The 23,334-nt window shown below is 72.7% G+C and carries 20 protein-coding genes; 9 read left to right on the forward strand and 11 right to left on the reverse strand.

From position 1 onward, the window contains the following. Positions 1-20: 20 nt before the first annotated feature. The 4 genes from egtD to egtA are packed head-to-tail and all read right to left on the reverse strand — an operon-like array spanning position 21 to position 4,439. Complete coding sequence (gene egtD, locus ACZ3KP_RS01795; protein ID WP_467495539.1) at positions 21-983, reverse strand: L-histidine N(alpha)-methyltransferase; 963 nt, start codon at positions 981-983, stop codon at positions 21-23. Continuing rightward, the gene (egtC, locus tag ACZ3KP_RS01800) at positions 980-1,789 is read right to left on the reverse strand and encodes an ergothioneine biosynthesis protein EgtC (protein ID WP_467495540.1); all 810 of its coding nucleotides are present in this window, start codon (positions 1,787-1,789) and stop codon (positions 980-982) included. The genes egtD and egtC overlap by 4 nt, the downstream gene beginning before the upstream one ends. Next, positions 1,789-3,114: an ergothioneine biosynthesis protein EgtB gene (egtB, locus tag ACZ3KP_RS01805; protein ID WP_358985706.1), complete on the reverse strand. Its 1,326-nt coding sequence runs from the start codon at positions 3,112-3,114 to the stop codon at positions 1,789-1,791. The genes egtC and egtB overlap by 1 nt, the downstream gene beginning before the upstream one ends. Further along, positions 3,111-4,439 (reverse strand): ergothioneine biosynthesis glutamate--cysteine ligase EgtA, encoded by a 1,329-nt coding sequence (egtA, locus tag ACZ3KP_RS01810; RefSeq protein WP_467495543.1) that lies wholly within the window; start codon positions 4,437-4,439, stop codon positions 3,111-3,113. Before egtA ends, egtB begins: the two co-directional genes overlap by 4 nt. Positions 4,440-4,726: 287 nt before the next feature. On the opposite strand from egtA, the gene ACZ3KP_RS01815 reads away from it, so the two are divergent. Beyond that, positions 4,727-5,554 carry a TIGR02452 family protein gene (locus tag ACZ3KP_RS01815; RefSeq protein WP_467495544.1) on the forward strand — a complete coding sequence of 276 codons (828 nt, stop codon included), beginning with the start codon at positions 4,727-4,729 and terminating at the stop codon, positions 5,552-5,554. Positions 5,555-5,569: 15 nt separating this feature from the next. On the opposite strand, the gene ACZ3KP_RS01820 is transcribed toward ACZ3KP_RS01815, so the two are convergent. Together ACZ3KP_RS01820 and ACZ3KP_RS01825 are read right to left on the reverse strand one after the other, a co-directional pair. Then, on the reverse strand, positions 5,570-6,019 hold the full coding sequence (locus ACZ3KP_RS01820) for a type II toxin-antitoxin system PemK/MazF family toxin (RefSeq protein WP_467495546.1): 450 nt from the start codon (positions 6,017-6,019) through the stop codon (positions 5,570-5,572). Between the two features lie 20 nt (positions 6,020-6,039). Continuing rightward, positions 6,040-6,840 (reverse strand): alpha/beta fold hydrolase, encoded by an 801-nt coding sequence (locus tag ACZ3KP_RS01825; RefSeq protein ID WP_467495548.1) that lies wholly within the window; start codon positions 6,838-6,840, stop codon positions 6,040-6,042. 62 nt (positions 6,841-6,902) lie between these two features. On the opposite strand from ACZ3KP_RS01825, the gene ACZ3KP_RS01830 reads away from it, so the two are divergent. Beyond that, positions 6,903-7,316, forward strand: a complete 414-nt coding sequence (locus tag ACZ3KP_RS01830) for a MarR family winged helix-turn-helix transcriptional regulator (protein WP_358985692.1) — start codon at positions 6,903-6,905, stop codon at positions 7,314-7,316. 259 nt (positions 7,317-7,575) lie between these two features. Here ACZ3KP_RS01830 and ACZ3KP_RS01835 read toward each other — a convergent pair whose 3' ends face one another. The 5 genes from ACZ3KP_RS01835 to ACZ3KP_RS01855 form a co-directional block, all read right to left on the reverse strand. Then, positions 7,576-9,066: a flotillin family protein gene (locus ACZ3KP_RS01835; protein WP_467495550.1), complete on the reverse strand. Its 1,491-nt coding sequence runs from the start codon at positions 9,064-9,066 to the stop codon at positions 7,576-7,578. 133 nt (positions 9,067-9,199) lie between these two features. Next, positions 9,200-9,418 carry a hypothetical protein gene (locus ACZ3KP_RS01840; RefSeq protein WP_206306337.1) on the reverse strand — a complete coding sequence of 73 codons (219 nt, stop codon included), beginning with the start codon at positions 9,416-9,418 and terminating at the stop codon, positions 9,200-9,202. 65 nt (positions 9,419-9,483) lie between these two features. Further along, entirely contained in the window at positions 9,484-10,506 is a 1,023-nt protein-coding gene (locus tag ACZ3KP_RS01845; protein WP_467495552.1) for a TolB-like translocation protein, read from the reverse strand. Between the two features lie 44 nt (positions 10,507-10,550). Then, entirely contained in the window at positions 10,551-11,864 is a 1,314-nt protein-coding gene (locus ACZ3KP_RS01850; RefSeq protein ID WP_467495553.1) for an MFS transporter, read from the reverse strand. Positions 11,865-11,889: 25 nt separating this feature from the next. Next, on the reverse strand, positions 11,890-12,759 hold the full coding sequence (locus tag ACZ3KP_RS01855) for a glycosyltransferase family 2 protein (RefSeq protein ID WP_467495554.1): 870 nt from the start codon (positions 12,757-12,759) through the stop codon (positions 11,890-11,892). A 296-nt stretch (positions 12,760-13,055) separates the two neighbouring features. Between ACZ3KP_RS01855 and ACZ3KP_RS01860 the strand changes: the two genes are divergently transcribed. The 7 genes from ACZ3KP_RS01860 (at position 13,056) to ACZ3KP_RS01890 (ending at position 23,194) form a co-directional block, all read left to right on the forward strand. Further along, a complete protein-coding gene (locus ACZ3KP_RS01860) occupies positions 13,056-14,495 on the forward strand; it encodes a sugar transferase (protein ID WP_467495556.1) in 1,440 nt (479 codons plus the stop codon). A 23-nt stretch (positions 14,496-14,518) separates the two neighbouring features. Further along, on the forward strand, positions 14,519-15,568 hold the full coding sequence (locus ACZ3KP_RS01865) for a Gfo/Idh/MocA family protein (protein ID WP_467495558.1): 1,050 nt from the start codon (positions 14,519-14,521) through the stop codon (positions 15,566-15,568). Positions 15,569-15,598: 30 nt separating this feature from the next. Then, positions 15,599-16,573, forward strand: a complete 975-nt coding sequence (locus ACZ3KP_RS01870) for an SDR family NAD(P)-dependent oxidoreductase (RefSeq protein WP_467495560.1) — start codon at positions 15,599-15,601, stop codon at positions 16,571-16,573. Continuing rightward, on the forward strand, positions 16,570-17,709 hold the full coding sequence (locus tag ACZ3KP_RS01875; RefSeq protein WP_467495562.1) for a DegT/DnrJ/EryC1/StrS family aminotransferase: 1,140 nt from the start codon (positions 16,570-16,572) through the stop codon (positions 17,707-17,709). The genes ACZ3KP_RS01870 and ACZ3KP_RS01875 overlap by 4 nt, the downstream gene beginning before the upstream one ends. Then, entirely contained in the window at positions 17,706-18,395 is a 690-nt protein-coding gene (locus ACZ3KP_RS01880; protein ID WP_467495563.1) for an acetyltransferase, read from the forward strand. Before ACZ3KP_RS01875 ends, ACZ3KP_RS01880 begins: the two co-directional genes overlap by 4 nt. Continuing rightward, positions 18,392-19,510: a DegT/DnrJ/EryC1/StrS family aminotransferase gene (locus ACZ3KP_RS01885; RefSeq protein ID WP_467495565.1), complete on the forward strand. Its 1,119-nt coding sequence runs from the start codon at positions 18,392-18,394 to the stop codon at positions 19,508-19,510. Before ACZ3KP_RS01880 ends, ACZ3KP_RS01885 begins: the two co-directional genes overlap by 4 nt. An 81-nt stretch (positions 19,511-19,591) precedes the next feature. Then, positions 19,592-23,194 (forward strand): DUF4082 domain-containing protein, encoded by a 3,603-nt coding sequence (locus tag ACZ3KP_RS01890; protein WP_467495567.1) that lies wholly within the window; start codon positions 19,592-19,594, stop codon positions 23,192-23,194. Positions 23,195-23,334 lie beyond the last annotated feature (140 nt).

Raw genomic sequence — 23,334 nt, forward strand, 5'->3', positions numbered from 1 at the left:
CGCAGCGCACGGCGGCCGACTCAGCGGACGACGCTCAGCGACAGTGCGAAGCGACCCTGCGCGTCGGTCCACCAGTGGGTCAGCTCCAGCCCCGCGGCCGCCAGTTCGGCGCTCACCCCGTCCCGCCGGAACTTCGCCGACACCTCGGTGCGCAGTTCCTCACCCGCCGCGAAGTCGACGGCGAGATCGAGCGCGGGCACCTTCACGGTCTGCGCGACGCGCGAGCGCAGCCGCATCTCGATCCACTCCTGCCCGGCGTCCCACAGGGCGACGTGGTCGAAGGCGTCCGGGTCGAAGTCGGCGTCCAGCTCCCGGTCCACGACGGCCAGCACGTTCTTGTTGAACTCGGCCGTCACCCCGGCCGCGTCGTCGTACGCCCTGACCAGCACGTCCTCGTCCTTGACCAGGTCGGTGCCGAGCAGCAGCGCGTCACCGGGCGCGAGCAGCCCCCGGATCGAGGCCAGGAAGGCGGCCCGCTCGGCGGGCAGCAGATTGCCGATGGTGCCGCCGAGGAACGCCAGCAGCCGCGGCCCCGGCGCCTCGGGCAGCTCCATCCGGCCGGTGAAGTCGGCGATCAGGGCGTGCACGGTCAGGTCCGGCCGCTCCGCGACGAGGGCCTGACCGGCCTGCGTCAACGCGCTCTCGCTGACGTCGACCGGGACGTACACCTCGAGGGCGGTGAGCGCGTCGATGAGCAGCCGGGTCTTCTCGGAGGAGCCCGAGCCCAGCTCGACCAGGGTGCGGGCACCGCTCGCGGCGGCGATCTCGCCCGAGCGGGTGAGCAGGATCTCCCGCTCGGCCCTGGTCGGGTAGTACTCGGGCAACTCGGTTATCCGCTCGAAGAGTTCGCTGCCCCGGGCGTCGTAGAACCACTTCGGCGGCAGCGTCTTGGGGGTGGCGGTGAGGCCGTTCAGGACGTCGGCGCGCAGCGCGGCGTCCGTCGCGTCCTCGGGAAGGGTGCGGGTGACACGGAGGGGACTCACGTACAGGGCTCCTTCGGGGATGCGGAGGCCGGGTCCTCGACCTGGCCGGGCTCCACGGGGGCGGGCTCGACCGGCGCGAGTGCGACGCCGTCGCGGCTCGCGGTGAGCAGCGTGCGGTCGGGGACCTCTCGCCAGTGCGGGTCGTCGTCGTACGGCTCGGAGGCGACGACGGTGCGGTGGCCGGGTTCCGAGAGGTAGAAGAGGCTGTCGCCCCAGGCGGTGGCGGCGATGGTCTCGCCGTCCGTGAGCAGGAGGTTGAGGCGGGCGGCGGGCGCGGCCCCGGCCACCTGGAGAACCGTTTCGGCAAGGGCCGGGCCCGGCTCCGTGCCGGACCGCAGCCGGTGCAGGGCCAGCGCCCAGACGAACGCCGAGTCGGTCCGCGCCTCCAGCGCCAGCAGGTCGGCCGGGGGCAGCAGCGGGACAAGGGGGGCCAGGGACCGCGGCCAGCCCGGGACCGCTCCGTTGTGGCTGAACAGCCAGCGGCCCGCGGCGAACGGCGCCGCCGCGGCCTCCGCGTCGGCACCGGCCAGGGTCGCGTCCCGGACCGCGGCGAGCAGCGCGCCGGCGCGCACCACCCTGGCCAGGTCGGCGAAGGACTGGTCGGCCCAGATCGGGCCGGCCCGCCGGTAGCGGGCCGGCTGCGGATCCTCCGGGGCGTACCAGCCCACCCCGAAACCGTCGGCGTTGACCGTCCCGTACCGCTGCCGCCGCGGTGCCCACGACTGGCGGTACAGGGAGTGCGCGGGCTCCACGAGGAGCCGGCCGAGCGGCTCCTCGGGTCCCAGACAGGCGAGGTGACGGCACATCAGGCTGTTTCCGCGGTGCGGGCGGTGCGGAAACCGGAGAAGATCTGCCGCCGGATCGGGTAGTCCCAGTTGCGGAACGTGCCCCGGCAGGCCACCTGGTCCACGGCGAACGAACCGCCGCGCAGCACCTTGTACTCGGGCCCGAAGAACACCTCCGAGTACTCCTTGTACGGGAAGGCGCTGAAGCCGGGGTAGGGGAGCAGGTCGCTCGACGTCCACTCCCACACGTCGCCGATCAACTGACGTACGCCCAGCGGCGACTCCCCCTCGGGGTAGCTGCCCGCCGGAGCGGGCCGCAGATGCCGTTGGCCCAGGTTGGCGTGGACCGGGGTGGGGTCGGCGTCGCCCCACGGGTAGCGGCGGGAACGGTTCTCGACCGGGTCGTACCGGGCCGCCTTCTCCCACTCGGCCTCGGTGGGCAGCCGGCGGCCGGCCCAACGGGCGTAGGCGTCCGCCTCGTACCAGCTCACGTGCAGCACCGGCTCCTCGGGCGGCACGAGTTCCGTGACCCCGAACCGGCGGCGCAGCCACCGGCCGTCCTCGCGCCGCCAGAACAGCGGGGCGTGGATGCCGTGTTCCCGGACGTGCGCCCAGCCCTCGGGGGTCCACCAGCGCTCGTGCTCGTAGCCGCCGTCCTCGATGAACGCCAGGTACTGGGCGTTGGTGGTGGGGGTGGTGTCGATCCAGAAGGGCGCCACCTCCCGCCGGTGCGCAGGGCGTTCGTTGTCCAGCGCCCAGGGCTCGGTGGAGGTGCCCATGGTGAACGGACCGCCGGGAACCAGGACTTCGGCCGGGCCCGTGAACGGCGGCACCGGGTCGGGGTCGGGCGCGGTCAGGGCCGGTGGGCCCTTGCGGAGCTGATGCGTGATCAGCATGGTCTCGTCGTGCTGCTGTTCGTGCTGCGCGATCATCCCGAAGGCGAAGCCCGCCTCGGTCAGCCGGCTGTCACCGAACGCCGCCCGCTCCAGCAGGTCGAGCGCCCGGCCGCGCACCTCCGCCGCGTACCGCCGGGCCTCGTCGGGCGGGAGCAGCGGCAGCGAGGGCCGCTCGGAGCGCGGATGCTCGAAGGCGTCGTACAGGCGGTCGATCTCGGGGCGCATCGCCTCCCGGCCGCCGACGTTGCGCAGCAGCCAGAGCTCCTCCTGGTTGCCGATGTGCGCGAGGTCCCAGACCAGCGGGGACATCAACGGGGAGTGCTGGGCGGTGAGGTCGGGTTCCTCGACGCAGTCGGTGAGGAGCGAGGTGCGGGCCCGGGCCGTGGTCAGGGACTGCAGCGCCCGGTCCCGCAGGGTCTCGATATCGATGTCGGTCTCGGTCTCGGTCATGCGCTGATTTCCCTCTCGTGGGCGCGAGTCGCCGTGCCGCGCAGTCGGTCCAGCAGGTCGTCGGCCGGGCAGCGGCCCCGCAGGACGTACCGGTCCCGGTGCTCCTGGACGGCGGCCACGACCTCGGGGGTCGCGCCCAGCCGCGGGAGGGCCCGCAGCGCCGCCGTGAAGCAGGCGACGGCCGCCTCCCGCAGCTCCGGATCGCCGAGCCCGGTGCGGGCCGCGTCCAGCCACAGCGGGTTGTGCGGTGCCGGGCGCGACCGGGCCCGCTCGGCCAGCGGCTTCACCGTCCGGTACGCGGTCTCGGCGGCCTCGGGGTCGTCGAACAGCGCCGCCGTCACCGCCAGCGGCACGATCCACCCGTCGTCGCCGGGTTGCGCGTCGATCATCCGCAGCTCCAGGTGGCCGCGCGGTCTCACCGGCGGGAACAGCGTCGTCAGGTGGTACGCGAGATCCTCCCTGGTGGGCGTCCCCGACCGGGTCCACGCCCGGAAGGTGAGGCCCTCGGGCACCTCCCACGGGCCGCCGTCCCGTCGTACGCACATCACCGGCGCGTCGAGGACGTGCCGGGCCCACGCCGCTCGCGGATCACCGTCCAGCGGGGGCGCGCCCGCGCGGCCCGCGCCGATCTCCATCCACAGCAGCTGCCGGGTGGAGACCCAGCCGGTGGGCCGGTGCCCGACCAGCGGACTGTTGGCGAACGCGGCGACCAGCACGGGACCCAGCTGATGGGCCAGCCACCAGCGGCGCGCGTGGCCCAGCGGGCCGGGCTCCTCGTGGCCGGCGTCCAGGCAGACCTGTACGGAGGCCGAGGCGCACATCATGTGGCGGCCCGCCGTGCCGGTGCGGTCCAGGCAGGCCTCCATCGCGTCGTAGCGCGGTTCGCGCAGGAAGCGGCGGGGAGTGTGCCAGGGATCGTGACCGACGCCCACCAGGCCGAGGCCCTGGCGGGCCAGGACCGCTCGGACGGCGTCCAGGTCGGCGGAGACGGTACCGATGCACTCCATCAGGGAGGCGGCGGGCGGCGAGCTCAGCTCCAGCTGGCCGCCGGGTTCGACGGTGAGCGCCGAGCCCAGGGGTACCGTGCGCAGTGCGGCGTAGGCCGCTTCGAGTCGTTCGGGTGTCACCGGGAGCTGCGGCTGCCGCAGCTCGTGGACCAGCCATTCCACTTCGACCCCGAGGGTGCGGGGCGGACCCGTCTTGAAGCAGATGCCCTTGACCAGGGCCTCCACCTCGGCCTCGGTGACAGCGGTGCGGTCGTCCGAGAAGTCGGTCCTCACCGAGCCGCCGGTACAGTCGCCGCCGTCGGATATTGAGTCGGACATGTCGGGATCCTCCTGAGATTCCACCATGCCACCGGCCCGGCCGTGGGTGGCTCGGGACGGCATTGCCCGTCCCACCCAAGACCTCCGCGCCGATTCGCACAAGGGTGCCAAACGGCAGGTTCGAGATCGGTAACCTCCGTTTCATCCAGTGTTTCCGGCCGTTTCCGGCTGTTTCAGGCCCGGAAAACTCCGTTGCACGGCATCCCCAGGATCACCCAGGATGCGGTGATGAGCACGACGGGGGAGACCGCGCGGGTCGCGGTCATGGCGTCCACGGGGGTGGCGCCATGAGCGCGCGCCTGCGCGGGATCGCGCGGGAGACCGAGGGGATCGTGGCGGCCGGGGCCTACCGGGCGCCGGACGGCCGGGAGGTCCTGCTGGCGGCCGACATCGCGGCCGCACGGGCCGGGACGCGTCTGTACGGCCCGGAGCCCGTGCCGGTCGTCGCCGCCGACGACACGGACACCGTCTTCGAGGTCACCGGCGAGAGCAGCCTGGAGGCCGCCCGCCGGCTGGCCGACGCCCCGGTGGCCGTCCTGAACTTCGCCTCGGCCCGCAATCCGGGCGGCGGTTACCTGAACGGCGCGCAGGCGCAGGAGGAGGCTCTGTGCCGTGCCTCCGCGCTGTACGCCTGCCAGTTGCACGCCCGCGCCTTCTACGACCACCACCGCGCCCACCGCGATCCGTTCTACTCGGACCGGGTGATCCACTCCCCGGCCGTCCCGGTCTTCCGCGACGACCGCGGCGCGCTGCTCGCCGAGCCCTACCGGGCGGGATTCCTCACGGCCGCCGCGCCCAACGCGGGGGTGATCCGCCGTACCGCCCCGGAGCGCGTCGGCGAGGTGCCCGGCGCCCTCGCCGCCCGCGCCGAGCGGGTGCTGGAGGTGGCCGCCGCGCAGGGCTACCGGCGACTGGTCCTCGGCGCCTGGGGCTGCGGGGTCTTCCAGAACGACCCCGCGCAGGTCGCGGGAGCCTTCCGGGAGCTGCTGGGCCCCGGCGGACGGTTCGCGCGCCATTTCAAGCACGTGGTGTTCGGGATCCTGGACCGCACGCCGGGATCCCTGGTCCGGGCCGCCTTCGCCGAGGCGTTCCGCGGGGCCACCCCCGGCGCCTGAGAGCGGCCCGGCGGCTCAGCTCCAGCCGTAGCGCTCGTGCAGCCGGTTGCGTACGAGGTTGAAGCGGCCCCGGTCCAGGGCGCAGGCCTCCCGGCGCATCCCGTCCTCGTGCAGCCGCAGCACGCGGTCCACGGCCACCCAGGAGTCGCGGCCGGAGCGGTCCCAGGGGCCGCTGCCGATCGCCACCCACTCGCGGTCGTCGTCGTGCCGCTTGCTGGACAGCTGCACGGCGAGCAGCGTGCCGCCCGCCTCCCGGGCGACGACCAGGACCGGCCGGTCCTTGCCCCGGCCGTCGTTCTCCTCGAAGGGCACCCAGGTCCACACGATCTCACCCGGGTCGGGGTCGCCGTCGTGGGCGGGGGAGTACTCGGTGCGCACCGTGCCGACCTGCTTCGGGTCGGCCTCGGTGGTCGCGGTGGGGCCGTAACGGCCGGGGACGTTCTCGTCGTCGATGTACGCAGTCACGAGGGCACCCTAAAGTGGCCTCAGCCCCCGTTGACCGGCGGGGTGGCGGTGCGGCGCAGCTCCGCCTCGATCAATTCCGCCGTCACGTCGGGCCGTTCGAGGTGCGGAAGGTGACCGGCCTCGGGGATCGGCTCGAACCGGCCCTGTGGGAAGGCCTTCGCGTAGGCGGCTCCGTACGCGGGGGTGACGATACGGTCGCTCTCGCCCCAGATCACCAGCGCGGGCTGCCGTACCCGCCCCAGCCGGGGGAGCAGCCTCGGGTCGGTCATCCGGCCGCCGTCCGTGAGCAGCCGCATGGTGGCCATGTTGGCCTGGCGGCGGGCGAGTTCGGCGGCGGGGAGGCCGGCCGGGTCGACGTAGAAGCGGTCCGGGTCGTGCCAGGAGTGCTCGGCCTGGGCGCGCGGGTCCAGCGCGAAGAAGTCCGTGACCTGTTCGCCGGCGATGTCGGCGCCGACGGCGTTGATGAGGACCAGGCCGGTGATCCGGCCCGCCGTGTCGCGTATCGCCATCTCCGCGGCGAGTTGGCCACCCAGTGAGGAGCCGATGACCAGGACGTCGTTCCACTCGTTGTCCTGGAGCAGGTGCAGGTAGGCGACGGCGAGGTCGTCGAGACGGGTCAGCCAGTCGGGGCGGGGTGTGCCGTCCCAGCCGGGGTGGACCGGGGCGATGGTGTGGGCCGACCCGGCGAGGCGGCCCGCGAGACCGGCGACGGTGGCGGGTCCGCCGCCGCCGTGCAGGACCAGTACCGGCCGGCCGGAGCCGGCCTCGGTGAGGGAGAGGGGGAGGTCGGGGCAGACATGGGCGATGCGGTTCGTCGTCATGCCGTGGACTGTAACTAAGGATGTTTATTTAAACAAGCTTAGTCATCGACTATGCTGAAGTCATGCATGATGACCTGCAGGTTCTCGGAAGAGCGGTGAAACAGGCCCAGTACCGGCAACACCGGGCCCTGGACAGCGCGCTCACGGCCGTCGGGACCACCCTCGCGCAGTGGGACGCGCTGCGTGCCGTGGACCGGACGCCGGGCGCCTCCGCGCGGGAGCTGGCGGCGGCCACCTTCCAGAGCGAGCAGGCCTTCGGCACACTGGTGGGCCGGCTGGCCGCCCAGGGCCTGGTGGAGCGGCGGCCGGGCCATGGGCGGCGGATCCAGCACCATCTGACCCCGGAGGGCGAGCGGACGCTCCAGGCCGGGCACGCGGTGGCCGCGGAGGTGCTCGCCGACTGCTTCGCCGGGCTGTCCACGGCGGAACGCGCGACGCTGCTGGGGCTGCTGGAGCGCCTCAACGCGCGGGAGTGAGGGGGGAGAGGGCGGGCGGCGCGGTCCCCGCTGAGCCACAGGCCGGCCCCGGCACGAGAGTGCGCCACCGGCACCAGGATGCGCCCACGGCACGACGTGGTGCCCTTGGCACGAGAGTGCGCCCCTGGTACGGCGGTGCCCCCGGCACGAGAGTGCGCCCCTGGTACGGCGGTGCCCTCGGCACGAGAGTGCGCCCCCGGTACGGCGGTGCGCCCCCCGAACAGGTCGGAGGGCGCACCGTCACCGTCGGGCCGACCCGTCACCCGGCTTCCGGCTCCAACGGCACCTGCTGTGACTTCGGGGACGTCACCCCGTTGAGGACCGGCGACGTCCCGTTCGACGTCTGCCCGTTCTGGTTCATCGACGCGAGGAGCTGGCGGGCCAGACCGAGCCCCGTGCCGCCCATCGTGAGCGCCTTGGCGAACATCTCGGCCATCCCGTCGGCCCCGTTGAGCAGCACCATGTTGTCGACATTGCCGAAGGCGGACGCCCCGGCCTTGACGATCTCCGGCCAGTTCTCGGCGAGTTGCTGGGCGACGACCGCCTCCTGGTTCTCCGCGAGGGCGGCGGCACGGGCCTTGATGGCCTCCGCCTCGGCGAGCCCCTTGGCCCTGGTCGCCTCGGCGTCCGCCAGACCCCTGGCCTGCGCGGCGGCCGCCTCGGCCTCACCGGTGGCCCGGGTCGCCGCCGCGCTCGCCGCGCCCCGGGACTTGGTCGCCTCGGCCTCGGCGCCCGCGGCCGCCTTGACCCGGGTCGCCTCGGCCGCCGCCGCCAGCTCCGTCTCCTTCGCCTTGGCCTGCGCCGCCGAGATGCGCGCGTCACGCTCGGCCTCGGCCAGCGTCCGCTTCTCGTAGGCCTTGGCGTCGGCCGGCTTGCGGACGTCCGCCTGGAGCTGCTGCTCCCGCCGGTGCGCCTCCAGTTCGGCGACCCGCGTCTCCTGGACGACGACCTCCTGCCGGGCCGCCGCGTCGGCGAGCGGACCGGCCTGGCGAGCCTGGGCCGCCGCCTTGTCCCGTTCGGCCTGGTAGCCGGCCTGGAGGATCTCGCTGTCCCGGGTCGCCTCCGCCATCCGGGCGAACGACTGCTGTTCCGCCTCGGTGGCGAGCCGGTTCGCCTCCGCCTGGGCGATCCGCGCGTCCCGCTGCACGGCCGCCGCGTGCGGCATCGCCAGGTTCCGGATGTACCCCGTCGGGTCCTCGATCTCATGGATCTGCAGGGAGTCCACGATGAGACCCAGCTTCTCCATCTCCGTGCCGCAGGCGGCCCGGGTCTGCCCGGTGAGCTTGTCCCGGTCGCGGATCATGTCCTCGACCGTCAACCCGCCCACGATGGACCGCAGATGACCGGCGAACACGTTGTGCACCCGCTCCGACATCATCTTCTGCTGGTCCAGGAAACGACGGCCCGCGTTGGCGATCGACACGAAGTCGTCGCCGACCTTGAAGATGACCACCCCCCGCACTTTCAGCGGAATGCCCTGCATGGTCACGCAGTCCACCGACAACTCGGTCTCGTTCAGGTCGAGAGAGAGCTTGCGTACCGCCTGCACACCGGGCAGCACCAGCGTGCCGCGCCCCGTGACGATGCGGAATCCCATGCCCTCTTCGAGGCCCTCGGTCCGGTGCTTCGAACCGGAGATGATGAGCGCCTCGTTCGGCTCGGCCACTCGCCACATCATCTTGAACAGGCCGATCAACACGAGCACGGCGAGAACCGCCGCACCCGCAACGACGCCGACAACCATCGGCATACGCCCCCTTTGCATGGTGCCCTTTCGGCACCGAACGAAGGGAGTGTGCGCCCGCGCGGGCACCCGGTGAAGACGTCGGCGAATCCTTGTTGCAATCTTGACGCACACGCCCCTCACCTGGGGCGACACCTGCTCAACTGTCGTATGCGGGCGTGACGTAGACCGTCCTCGGCGGCAGGTACTCGACCACCATCACCACCGTGCCGCGCTCGAACCGGCCGGTGCCGTCGGCGGCGTACGCGAGGAAGTGCTCGGCGCCCCCGCGGACCCGCACGATCACCTCGCCGACGAGCCCGGGCCCCACCGTTCCGGTGACCCGCCCCATCAGCCCCACCATCGACGCATCGTCCATGGCCAGAGAGTACGGGCGGGTCGGGCGGGGGAAAAGCGGCAGGCCGCGCACAGCCTCCCCGGGCGCTACAGCGGTGCCGGTGAGGAGGCGTCCGGGATCAGGAGGCGGGGGGTTCCGGTGCCGTCGGCGGGGACGCTCCACAGGTCGGTGCTCCGCACGTCGCCGTCGCTCGGCAGGGCGTACGCCACGGTGTGGTCGTCGAGCCAGGTGGCCTGGTCGTCGACGCTGTGGCGCTCGGCCAGCGGCGTCTCGCGCAGGGTCTTCAGGTCGAGCACGTACTCGTGCCAGAGGTCGGTGCGGGACAGCACCCGCTTCTTGAAGGCGATCCGGGTGCCGTCCGGGGAGAGCGAGGGGCACTCCACGTTCTCGGTCAGCGTGGTGACCGTACGCCGGGACAGCGAACCGCGTACCAGGTAGGTCTTGTTCGCGGTGTTGAGCGTGGCGTAGAAGGTGTCGTCGTCGGCCGCGAAGGTGACGCCCCAGAAGTTGACGTCCGCGGCGTGGTAGGGCTTGCCGTCCTTGATGACGGAGAACGTCTCCAGGCTCGGCGTGAGCTTCATGGTGCGGGTGTCCAGGACCGAGGTCCGGGTGGAGAAGAAGGCGGACGCGTAGGACTCGCCGGAGACGAAGACGGTCCAGGCGACGAAGCGGCCGCTGGGCGAGACCCGGGCCCGGCTGGGGGTGCCCGCCAGCGGGAAGGTGCGCTCGGTGCGCAGGTCGGCGTCCAGGAGCAGGGCGCGGTTGCTCTGTCGCAGGACGCCGGGGTTGGACTGGAGGCAGATCCCGGTGCCGGCCGCCGCGTAGAAGCGCGCGCACTTCAGGCCGGAGGCGGTCCTGCCGCCCCCGGGGTCGGCCGTGGGGACCGAGGCGACCGCGGTGCGGTGCGGGCCCGGGGCCGCGTTGACGAACAGCAGGCGGTCCTGCCGGCCGAGCGTCAGCCTGCCCGCGCGGGCCGTCGGGTCGCCGGCGCCCGGCCGGTCCGCCCGGTCGGCGCGCGCGGCGGCGTGCAGGACCGCGCCGGTGCCCACGCCGGCGAGCACCAGGACCGCGGCGACGAGTACGAGCAGACGGCGGCGCGTGGATGTCATCCGGTTCCCCTGGTTCCCCGTGGCGTTCGGTGTGGCTGTGGTGGTCATCGGTTCCCCCCGGCGGGGCGCAGCACCAGCCCGGCGACGGCCGCGCAGCACAGCAGGCCGACCGCCGAGCCGGCCAGTGCCGGGCCGTCGCCCCACGCCGTCCAGGCGGCGCCGAAGGCCAGCGAGCAGCAGAACCGGGCCAGCGCCTGGCTGGTGCCGACGACGGCGAGGCCGCTGGCGCGCAGGTGCTCGGGCACGAGACCGGCGAGGGCGGCCGGGAGCACCCCGTCGGTCGCCGCGTAGAACGTGCCGTGCAGGGCGAGGACGAGCGGGACGAGGGCCGGGGTGGCCGGGGCCCAGAGCAGCAGGGCGTAGGCGGTGAGCAGCGACGCGTGTCCGGCGAGGAACACCGTGTGCCGTCCCACGCGGTCGGCGAGCGCGCCGACGGGCACGGCCAGCAGCAGGAAGACCACGGCGGTGCCGAGCGGCAGCAGCGGGAACCACTCCTCGCCGATCCCGGCCCGCCGCTGGACGAGCAGATAGACGAAGGCGTCGCTGACGGTGGTCAGCCCGAGCAGCGCGGCGCACCCGGCGAGGGCGCGCAGCCGCGGCAGCCGCAGCAGGGCCAGCGCTTCCCGCACCCGGACGGGCGGCCCGGCGGCGGGCCCGTCCGCCTCACCGCCCCGGACGGGCGGCCCGGCGGCCCGTCCGTCCTCCTCTTCGGCCCCCGGGCCCTTCCCCTTGCCCGGCACGAACAGCACCAGCACGAGCACGCCCAGCACCGCGACACAGGCGCTCACCCCGAACACCGCGTCGTACCCGTCGGCCGCGGCGCGCAGGATGAGGAAGGCGGCCAGTGGGCCGAGCATCGCGCCGGTGGTGTCCATCGCGCGGTGCACGCCGAAGGCCCGGCCCTGGTTCGCGGCGGGGGTGGACAGGGAGATCATCGCGTCGCGCGGGGCGGTGCGCAGGCCCTTGCCGGTCCGTTCCAGGGCGAGGACCGCGCCGAGGCTGCCGATGCCGCCGGCGAACAGCAGGAGCGGTTTGCACAGCGCGGACAGCCCGTACCCGAGCCCGGCCAGCAGCTTGTGGTCGCGGACCCGGTCGGCGAGGTGGCCGCCGGTGAGCTGGACCAGCGCGCTGACGCCGTTGTACACGCCGTCCAGGGTGCCGAACCCCAGGGGGCTGAAGCCGAGCGTGGTGACGAGGTAGAGCGGCAGGACGGCGGTGACCATCTCGGAGGAGATGTCGGTGATCAGGCTGACCGTGCCCAGGACGAGGACGACCGGGGCGACGCGTCGCCCCGGCCCGCGTCTTCGGTCCTGGTCCGGGCCGTCCTGGACGGGCTGCGAGCGGTCGGTGAGGTACAAGAGGGGGACTCCAGGTGCGGTGCGATCAGTTCTGCCGGCTGCTGTCGTCGCGCAGCCAGGTCCCGAAGTCCTGGGCCCGGATCGCCTTCGACGCCTTGCGCCGGGCGGCGACCGCCGCCGCGACGAAGACCACGACGGGCACCAGGAGCCGCGGTTCCCGGCGGAGGATCGCTTTCAGGTCGGCTTTGCCGGTGCGCGCCGAAGCCTCGTCCGGTCCGCGGTGCTGCTCGACCTGGGCGGTGGACACCGCCGCCCGAACCCGCCGTCTCATCAGATCCCGCCAGGTGCGGGGCGGTTGGATCACCACGGCGGCCGCGTCGACCACGCGCCGCTCACCGGGGGTGAACGCGAGGGAGGCGGCCAGGTCGTCCGCCATCAGCGGCGGCAGCGCGGCGATCCGGGCGTGCCCGGCCTTGGAGACCGCGATGACGCCCCGGCCGAACAGCCCTTCGCGTACGGCGGGCAGCCGCTGCCACACCTGGTAGTAGGCGCGCACCCGCCAGGCGCAGGAGGCCAGCGGAATGCGCCGGTCCGGTGCGGTGGCGAGGACGCCGGACGCGCCGTCCTCCAGGGGCTCGGCGAGCGCCCGGACGTCGGCGCGCGTGATCACCACGTCGGCGTCCACGTACAGGCGCGGGAAACCGCGCGCGTGGTCGTCGCCCGCCCGCATCGCGGCGTGCTTGGAGGGCACGGGAATCTCCACCACCCGGACCCGCGGGCCGCGGGCGGTCGCGATCTTCGCGGTCTCGTCCGTGCAGCCGTTGCACACGACCACGATGTCGGGGTCGTCCGCGCGGTCCCCGGTCTCCCCGGGTGGGGAATCGGCCAACAGCGAGTCGAGGAGCCGGCCGATGACTCGGGCCTCGTTGTGTGCCGGGATCACGATGCTGGTCACGGGGGCAGTATGCCGTCGGCGTCACTATTGCGACATGTGTTTCGTCCAACTGTTCCCGAGACTGCGCCCCGTGGTCTAGATTGATGGCCGCCGGACCGGTTTGGGTGGGGAACTCGTTCTTGACTGTACGTCACGGACCGGCGGTTGATCGGATCTGAACCATCAGAACAATCAGTACGTACCAGCATGCCGGGGGCATGAGGCGGTTGGGGAATCGCTGAAGCTCCCTCGCTTTCCAGTGTCGCTGTGTCCAGGGCACTTCGGTCAGGGCTAGCCGCGCATGTGGTGGGGGGCGCATGACCATTGAGGTCACGCATGAGCAATCGGCCGTGGAACGCAGAAGTCCACTCGGCCGCCGAAGACGTCGGGAACGGAAGTACCGCATCGTCCTGCTGGTCGCGGACGGCCTCGCGGCCGCCGCCGCGGCCTTCCTGATCCACGCGGCCTACGGTCGCTGGGCGGTGGCCCTGGTGCTGCCGCCGACCTGGATCGTGGCGATGCTGGTCCACCGTTCCTACGATCGCAGTGCCCTGGGTCTGGGGACCGAGGAGTACCGGCGCGTGGTCCGGGGTGCCGTCGCGCTGCCGGCGCTCGCGGCCGCCGGGTACGGGCTGTTCACCCGGGACTCGGACCTCCTTCATGACATGATCATGGCTGCCTTGCCGGCCGCGGTGATCGCCCTCGCGATCCGCTACTCGCTGCGCCGCCGGCTGCACCGCCGCTGGGCCCGCGACCCGGACGGCAGCGCGACGCTGCTGGTCGGCCCGTCGAGCGGTGTCGTGGAGCTGGTCGGAGTGCTGCGCCGCGGCGGCACCCCGCGCCTGCGGGCCGCCGGAGTCTGTCTGACCGATCCCGAGAACGCCCGGGAGATCCGCAGGCTGGGGCTTCCCGCGCTCGGCGGGCTCGACGGCATGAACGACGTCGTCCGGGCCCTGGGCGTCAACACGGTGGTGGTGCTGCCCGCGCCCGAACTGGACGCCTCCGTGCTGCGCCGGATGACGTGGACCGCCGCCGTGCAGGGCGTCGACTTCCTGCTGGCCCCCGTGCTGACCGACGTGTCCGCGGCCCGGCTGGCGGTGCGGCCCACCAACGGGGTGCCGCTGATGCGGATCAAGCCGCCGAACCTGTCCCGGGCCGCGCGGCTGCCCAAGGAACTGCTGGATCGTTTCCTCGCGGCGCTGCTCCTGCTGCTCCTCGCCCTGCCGATGCTCCTGATCGCGCTGGTCGTGCGGCTGGACAGCGCCGGTCCCGCCCTGTTCCGGCAGCAGCGGGTCGGCCGCTACGGCGACCACTTCACCATGCTGAAGTTCCGCACGATGCGGCCCGACTCGGAGGCCCTGCGCGCCGAACTCGAACACCTCAACCAGAACAGCGACGGCCTGCTGTTCAAGGTGAAGGAGGACCCCCGGATCACCCGGGTCGGCTCCTTCCTGCGCCGCAGCTCGCTCGACGAACTCCCGCAGCTCCTCAACGTCGTCAAGGGCCACATGTCGCTCGTCGGCCCCCGGCCGCCGCTGCCCGAGGAGGTCGAGGAGTACACGCCGGACATCAAACGCCGGCTGCTGGTGAAGCCCGGCCTCACCGGGCTGTGGCAGGTCAGCGGACGCTCCGACCTGCCCTGGGACGAGGCGGTCCGGCTCGATCTCGGATACGTGGACAACTGGTCGATGGGTCTCGACCTGTCGATCCTGGCGCGCACCGGGGCCGTGGTGGTGCGCGGAACGGGGGCCTACTGATGAACCAGAGGAAGAGGGAGAACGTGACGCAGGAGCCGCTCGGGGTCGCGGTCGTCGGGGCCGGTTACTGGGGCCCCAACCTGGTACGCAACTTCCAGGCCGCCGAAGGGTTCCGGCTGCGCTGGCTGTGCGACCTCGACGTGGACCGGGCCCGGCGGGTCCTCGGCGGCTACTCGACGGTCGAGGCCACCGCGGACTACGCGGCCGTCCTCGCCGACCCCTCCGTCGCCGCCGTCGCCGTGGCCACGCCCGCCGGCACCCACCTCGACATCGCCCTCGCCGCGCTGCGCGCCGGCAAGCACGTCCTCGTGGAGAAGCCGCTCGCGGCGACCTACGCCGACGGACTGCGCCTGGTCACCGAGGCCGAGGACCGCGGCCTCACCCTGATGTGCGACCACACCTACTGCTACACCCCCGCCGTCGGCCGGATCCGCGAACTGGTGCGCTCCGGTGAACTCGGCGAGATCCACTTCGTCGACTCGGTCCGCATCAACCTCGGGCTCGTCCAGAAGGACATCGACGTGATGTGGGACCTCGCCCCGCACGACCTGTCGATCCTGGACTTCATCCTCCCCGCGGGCGTCGAACCGGTCGCCGTCGCCGCCCACGGCGCCGACCCGATCGGCGCCGGGCAGGCCTGCGTCGCCTACCTCACCCTCCAGCTCAGCACCGGCGCCATCGCCCACGTGCACGTCAACTGGCTCTCCCCGACCAAGGTGCGCACCACCATGGTCGGCGGTTCCAAGCGCACCCTGATCTGGGACGACCTCAACCCCGCCCAGCGCGTGGCGATCTTCGACCGGGGCGTGGACCTCGCCTCGCCGCAGGAGATCGGCGCGGACGAACGCCGGGACATGCTCGTCTCCTACCGCTCCGGGGACATGGTCGCGCCCGCGATCGGCGAGAGGGAAGCGCTCCGCAGCATGGTCGACGAGTTCGGCGCGGCGATCGGGCAGGGCCGGCCCCCGCTGACCGACGGCCGGGCGGGCCTGCGGGTGCTGGACATCCTCGAGGCGGCCTCCCGCAGCCTCGAGTTCAAGGGCGCGGTCGTCGGCCTGCGCGCCGGGCGTTGACAGTTTCACTTCGCTGAAAGGTAACGGCAGTTGAGCAGCGTACGCGGCAAGAAGATCCTGGTCACCGGGGGAGCGGGCACCATCGGCTCCAACCTGGTCGACCTGCTGGCCGAGGGCGGCGCCCGCGAGGTCGTCGTACTCGACAACTTCGTGCGCGGGCGGCGGGCCAACCTCGACCGGGCCCTGCCCAGCGGCGTGGTGGAGATCGTCGAGGGCGACGTCCGGGACGCGGACACCGTGCGGAAGGCCACCGAGGGCGCCGACCTGGTGTTCCACCTCGCCGCGATCCGGATCACCCAGTGCGCCGAGGAGCCGAGGCTCGCCAACGAGGTACTGGTCGACGGCACCTTCAACGTCCTGGAGGCGGCGGCCGCCGCCGGGGTCGGCAAGGTGATCGCCTCGTCCTCGGCGTCCGTCTACGGCATGGCCGAGGAATTCCCCACGACCGAGCGTCACCACCCGTACAACAACGACACCTTCTACGGCGCCGCCAAGGCCTTCAACGAGGGCATGCTGCGCAGCTTCCACGCCATGTACGGACTGGACTACGTGGCCCTGCGCTACTTCAACGTCTACGGCCCCCGGATGGACATCCACGGCCTGTACACCGAGGTGCTCATCCGCTGGATGGAACGCATCGAGGCCGGCGAGCCCCCGCTGATCCTCGGCGACGGCAGCCAGACCATGGACTTCGTCGACGTCCGCGACATCGCCAGGGCCAACGTGCTGGCCGCCGAGTCGGACGTCACCGACGAGGTCTTCAACATCGCCAGCGGCACCGAGACCTCGCTCAAGGAACTCGCCGAGGGGCTGCTCGCGGCGATGGGGGCCGAGGGCTTGGAACCGGTGCACGGCCCCGCCCGCACCGTGAACTCGGTCGTCCGCCGGCTCGCGGACACCTCACGGGCCGCCGAGCGGCTCGGCTTCGAGGCGCGGATCGACCTGCGCACCGGTCTGCGGGACCTGGTCCAGTGGTGGCGCGCGGAGCGGGAGGCGGCCAAGTGAGCACCGACCGCATCCCGGTGATGATCCCCTGGCTCGGCGCGGAGGAGGCGCGGGCCGCCTCCGACGCGGTGCTGTCCGGGTGGGTCGCCCAGGGCCCGCGGGTCGCCGCCTTCGAGAAGGCCTTCGCCGAGCGGGTGGGCGCCGAGCACGGCATCGCCGTCAGCTCCTGCACGACCGCCCTGCACCTGTCCCTCGTCGCGCTCGGCATCGGCCCGGGCGACGAGGTCGTGGTGCCCTCGCTGTCCTTCATCGCCACCGCCAACGCCGTCCGGTACGTCGGCGCCGAGCCGGTTTTCGCCGACGTCGACCCCGCCTCCGCCAACCTGACCCCGGGCACCGTGGACGCGGTCCGCACCCCCCGCACCAGGGCCGTACTCGCCGTCCACCAGGGCGGTGTCCCGGCCGACGTGCACGCCCTGCGGGCCGCCTGCGCCGACTGGGACCTGCCCCTGGTCGAGGACGCGGCCTGCGCCATCGGCTCCACCGTCGACGGCAAGCCCGTCGGCCACGGCGCCCTGCTCGCCTCGTGGTCCTTCCACCCCCGCAAGGTCGTCACCACCGGCGAGGGCGGCATGATCACCACCGACGACGCCGCGTGGGCGGCCCGGCTGCGCCGGCTGCGCGAGCACGGCATGAACGCCTCGGCGGCCGAACGCCACGCGAGCAACAAGCCGGTCCTGGAGAGCTACCTCGAAGTCGGCTTCAACTACCGGATGACCGACATCCAGGCCGCCGTCGGCCTGGTCCAGCTCGGCAAGCTCGACGCGATGATCACCCGTCGCCGCGAACTGGCCGCCCGCTACGACGCGTTGCTGCACGACGTGCCCGGTCTCACCCCCGTGCGCGACCCCGCGCACGGCCAGAGCAACTTCCAGTCCTACTGGGTGCTGCTGGACGAGGACTTCCCCGTCCGCCGGGACGACCTGCTCGGCGCGCTGTCCGAGGCCGGTGTCTCCGCCCGGCGCGGGATCATGGCCGCGCACCTCGAACCCGCCTACGCGGACCACCCGCGCGCGCCGCTGCCGGTCACCGAGCGGATCAGCCGCGACTCGCTGATCCTGCCGCTGTTCCACACCATGACGGAGGCCCAGCAGGACCGGGTCGTGGCGGCCCTGCGCGAACAGGCCCGAAGATGACCGGACTCGTGATCGTCGGCGCCGGCGGCTTCGCCCGGGAGACCGCACAGGCCGTCCGGGACGCGGACGAGGCCGAGCTGCTCGGGCACCTGGACGACAACCCGGACCTGCACGGCACCGAGGTGGACGGCGTGCCCGTCCTCGGCGGCTGCGACCTGGTGCACGACCTGCCCGGGGCCCGGGTGGTGATCTGCGTGGGCAACCCACGGGACTACGCGGCCCGGGCCCGGCTGGTCCGCAGGCTCGCCCTGCCCGCGGACCGCTACGCCACCGTCGTCCACCCGACGGCGGCGGTCTCCCGGACGTGCCGGATCGGCCCCGGCTCGGTGCTGCTCGCACACTGCGCGCTCACCGCCGCCGTGCGGGTGGGCGCGCACGTCGCCGTGATGCCCCAGGCCGTCCTGACCCACGACGACGTGGTCGAGGACTTCGCGACGATCACGTCCGGTGTCCGGCTGGGCGGGGGGACGCGGCTGGAGCAGGGCGCCTACGTGGGTTCCGGGGCCCTGGTCCGGGAGGGCACCACGGTCGGCGCCTGGTCGCTGGTCGGAATGGGCAGTGCCGTGCTCGGCGATGTGCCGCCGGGCGAGGTCTGGGTGGGGAGCCCGGCCCGGCGGCTGCGCGCGGCGGACGCGCCCGCGCTGGATCAACTCGCGACGCGAACAGTGGGGGGACCGCTGACATGAACCAGATTCCTCTTGTGGACCTCAAGGCGGCCCACCAGGAGGTCGCCGACGAGGTGCGGGCCGGATTCGACAGGGTCCTGGCCGGCACCGCCTTCGTCGGCGGCGACGAAGTGCGTGCTTTCGAGCGCGAGTACGCCGCGTTCGGCGGCGTCGAGCACTGCGTGGGCGTCGCCAACGGCACCGACGCCGTCGAACTCGCCCTGCGCGCGAGCGGGGTCGGGCCCGGTGACGAGGTGGTGGTGCCCGCCAACACCTTCATCGCCACGGCCGGCGCGGTGGCCAGGATCGGGGCCCGCCCGGTCCTCGCCGACTGCCTGCCGGGCAGCCACCTGCTCGACCCCGAGGCCGCGCTGGCCGCCGTCGGCCCCGCCACCCGCGCGGTCGTACCGGTGCATCTGTACGGGCAGCTGGCCGAGGTCGCGGCGCTGACCGCCGCACTGCCCGAGCGGGTGCGCGTCGTGGAGGACGCGGCCCAGTGCCAGGGCGCCACCCGCGACGGCCGCGCGCCCGGCAGCGGCGGCATCGCGGCCACCAGCTTCTACCCGGGCAAGAACCTCGGCGCCTACGGCGACGCGGGCGCGGTGCTCACCGACGACGAGGAACGCGCCGGGCAGGTGCGGGCGATCGCCAACCACGGCGGCGTCGCCAAGTACCGCCACGACGTCCCCGGCTTCAACAGCCGCCTGGACGGACTGCAGGCCGTGGTCCTGCGGGCCAAGCTCAAGCGGCTGGCGGACGGCAACGCGGCCCGCCGGGCGGCGGCGGCCCGCTACGACGAACTGCTCGCCGATCAGGCGGCCGCGGGCCGCGTCGTCCTCCCGGTCACCGCCCCCGGCAACGTCCACGTCTGGCACCTGTACGTCGTCCAGGTCACCGACGCCGACCGCGACGCCGTCGTCGGGAAGCTGGGCGCCGAAGGCATCGGCGCCGGGGTGCACTACCCGGCCCCGGTCCACCTGACGCCCGCGTACCGGCATCTCGGGTACGCCCGGGGCGACTTCCCGAACGCGGAGCGGGCGGCCGACCGGATCCTCTCGCTGCCGCTGTACCCGCAGATCACCCCCGGCCAGCAGCAGCGCGTCGTGGACGCGTTCACGGACGCGCTCCGCGGCTGACCGGCACCCGCTTCCTCTGCCACCCCCCGCACCACCTCGGCCCCGCGGGCCGGACCAGCACAGCACCGCTGAGAGGTTCACATGGAAAAATGGAGCAGACGGATCCGGGGCGGGCGCCTCGCCGTCGTGGTCGCGTTGATACTGGCGGTGCTCCCGCTGGCCGGGTCCGCCCAGGCGGCGTCCGATCCCTGCGGTTCGGGGTCGAACCCGATCGTGTGCGAGAACTCCAAGCCGGGCAGCCCCAAGACCGACTGGTTCTCACCCAACGCCTACGGTGACATCAAGGGCTTCACCACCAAGGAGAGCGTCCAGGCGGGGGACACCGTCCAGTTCAAGGTCCAGTCGAAGACCCCGTACAACATCCAGATCTACCGGCTGGGCTGGTACGGCGGCGACGGTGCCCGCCAGATGTCGACGGCGGCCCAGGCGGCCGTGACCTACCCGGCCAACTTCACCACCAAGCCCGCGAGCTGCACGACCAAGAGCAGCACGGGACTGGTGGACTGCGGCAACTGGCCGGTGACCGCGACCTGGACGGTGCCCGGCGACGCCGTGTCCGGCCTGTACATCGCGAACCTCACGCAGACCGACGGCGACGGCCTGATGCCGTACCCGTTCGTCGTGCGCAACGACTCCAGCACCGCCGACATGGTCGTGCAGACCAGCGACCAGACCTGGCAGGCCTACAACGAGTACGGCGGCCAGGACCTCTACGACGGCGCCGGGCCCGCGCCGGACGGCCGCGCCTACGAGGTCAGCTACAACCGGCCGCTGGACATCGGGGGCGACAACGGCATCTACGGCTCCGAGTACATGATGCTGTCCTGGCTGGAACGCAACGGCTACGACGTCACCTACACCTCCGGCGTCGACGTGTCGCAGCCGGGCGGCGCCGCCCAGCTGGAGAAGCACAAGGTGTACATGTCCTCGGGACACGACGAGTACTGGACGGGGACCCAGTACTCCAACGTCCTGGCGGCCCGCAAGGCCGGTGTCCGTGAGGCCTTCTTCAGCGGCAACGAGGTCTTCTGGAAGACCAGGCTCGCCCCCAGCGTCGACGGCACGAACACCGCGGACCGCACCCTGGTCTGCTACAAGATGACCAAGATGGCGCAGAACAACGGCATCGCCGACCCCAGCGGCGTCTGGACCGGCACCTGGATGGACCCGACCAGCACCACTTACGGCCAGTCCTACCAGCCGCCGAACATCCTCACCGGCTCCATGTTCACGGTGAACGGCTACCGCAGCGACGCCATCACGGTCCCCGGCTCGTACGGCAAGAACCGCATCTGGCGCAACACCTCCATCGCCAACCTGACCTCCTCCCAGACCGCGACCTTCCCGACCGGCACGCTCGGCTACGAGTGGGACAGCGACATCGCCAACGCCACCAGACCGGCCGGCGCCATCGACGTGTCGTCCACCACGGTCGACATCCAGGACGGCAAGCTCCGCCAGGACTGGGGCAACGTCTACGGCAACGGCACGGCCACCCACAACCTGGTCGAGTTCCGCGACCAGGACTCCGGGGCGCTGGTGTTCGGGTCGGGGACCGTGCAGTGGTCGTGGGGCCTGACCGACGTGCCCACCTACAACCCCGGCGACACGGTGGTCACCGAGGACTCCCGGATGCAGCAGGCGACGGTGAACGTCCTCGCCGACATGGGCGTCCAGCCGCTGACCCTGCAGAGCAACCTGGTCGCGGCCGCCGCCTCCACCGACACCACCGGGCCCACGGTCACCGTGACCAGCCCGGCCTCCGGGATCACCGTCCCGGCGCTGAAGCCGGTCACCGTCAAGGGCACCGCCGCCGACTCCGGCGGCGTGGTCGCCCGTGTCGAGGTGTCCACGGACGGCGGCTCGACCTGGCAGGCCGCCACCGGCCTGACCTCGTGGAGCTACACCTGGACCCCGAGCACCCCGGGCGCGGCGTCCGTCAAGGTCCGCGCGGTCGACGACAGCGTCAACATCGGATCCGTCACCACCATCCCGCTGACCGTCGGACCGCAGGCCTGCCCCTGCACCATCTGGCCGGCCTCCGCCGTCCCCGGCACCGTCAACGCCGGCGACGGCAGCTCACTGGAGCTGGGCGTCAAGTTCCGCACCACCGTGGCCGGTTCGGTCACCGCAGTGCGCTTCTACAAGTCGCCCGCCAACACCGGCACCCACACCGGCAGCCTGTGGACCGCCTCCGGCACCCGGCTGGCCACCGGCACCTTCACGAACGAGACGGCCTCCGGCTGGCAGCAGCTGAACTTCGCCACCCCGGTGACCGTCAAGGCCAACACCACCTACGTCGCCTCGTACTTCGCCCCCAACGGCGGCTACTCCTTCGACACCGGCCTCGCCGGCAGTGACGCGGGGCTGGCTCCGCTGACCGCGCTGAAGTCGGGCGTCGACGGCGGCAACGGCGTCTTCCACTACGGTTCGACCAGCGCCTTCCCGTCCTCGCAGTCCTCGGGCAGCAACTACTGGGTGGACGTGGTGCTGGACACCTCGACGGCCAGCACCACCCCGCCCACCGTCAGCTCCACCTCCCCGACCTCCGGGGCCACCGGGGCGTCGATCACGGCACCGGTGTCGGCCACCTTCAGCTCGGCCGTCGACACCGACAGCGTGACCTTCACCGTGAAGGACGCGGCCGGTGACACCGTGCCCGGGACCGTCACCTTCCCCGCGTCGAACAAGGCGACCTTCACGCCGTCGACGGAGCTGGACCTGAACACCGCGTACTCCGCGTCCGTGCGGGCCTCCGACGTCTGGGGCAACGCCATGACGGACCCGGTGACCTGGTCGTTTACCACCAGCTCCACGCCGCCCGCGGTCACCTGCCCCTGCTCGCTGTGGAGTTCCGCCACCGTGCCGGCCACCACCGACATGACCGCCGACCCCAACTCCGTCGAACTGGGCACCCGGTTCACCTCGTCGGCGGCCGGCTGGGTCACCGGCGTCACCTTCTACAAGGGCACCGGCAACACCGGCACCCACACCGGCAGCCTGTGGACCGACGGCGGCACCCTGCTCGCCAGCGGCACCTTCACCAACGAGACGGCCTCCGGCTGGCAGACGCTGACCTTCGCCTCCCCGGTGGCGATCACCGCGGACACCCCGTACGTGGTCTCCTACCACGCCCCCAACGGCAACTACGCCGTGGACGGCGGTTACTTCGCGGCGGCCCACAAGTCCTATCCGCTGACGGCCACGGCAGACACCACCACGCACCACAACGGGCTCTACCGGTACGGCAGCGGCCCGGCCTTCCCCAGCGGTTCCTACGGCTCCTCGAACTACTGGGTCGGCCCCGTCTTCACCGCCGACGACCCGAGCACATCGCTGGCCGCGTCGGTCGCCGCCTCGGAGGTGACCGCGGCCACCGTGGCGCACACCGCGGACGCGGCGGACGCCCTCGTGCTGGCCGTCCCCGCCAAGGCGGCGGTGACGTCCGTCCAGGCGACCGTGACCGTCCTGAAGGGTTCCGCGGCGGCCCGCAAGCTCCACATCACGGCCGTCGTCTCCTACGACCGCAGGACCCACCGGGCGACCGTCCACCTGTCCGCGCCGCTGCCGGACGGCACCCGGTTCGAGGTCACGGTCACGGCGAAGGACAAGCACCACGACACGGTGAAGTCCCGGAGTTGGACGCTCACCAGCAAGACCACCTACAAGAAGAAAAAGAACTGACCCGTCCCCACACACCGTCGGGGGGGCCCGCCCCCCCCGGGGGGGGGCCCCCCCGGGGGGTGTGTTAACCCCCGCCTGGGCCGCTCACTTTTGTGGTGACCCGCGACCAGTAACGGCCCCTCCGAGCCGGCGACGTCCCG

The organism is Streptomyces sp. NPDC020958 (assembly GCF_055562175.1).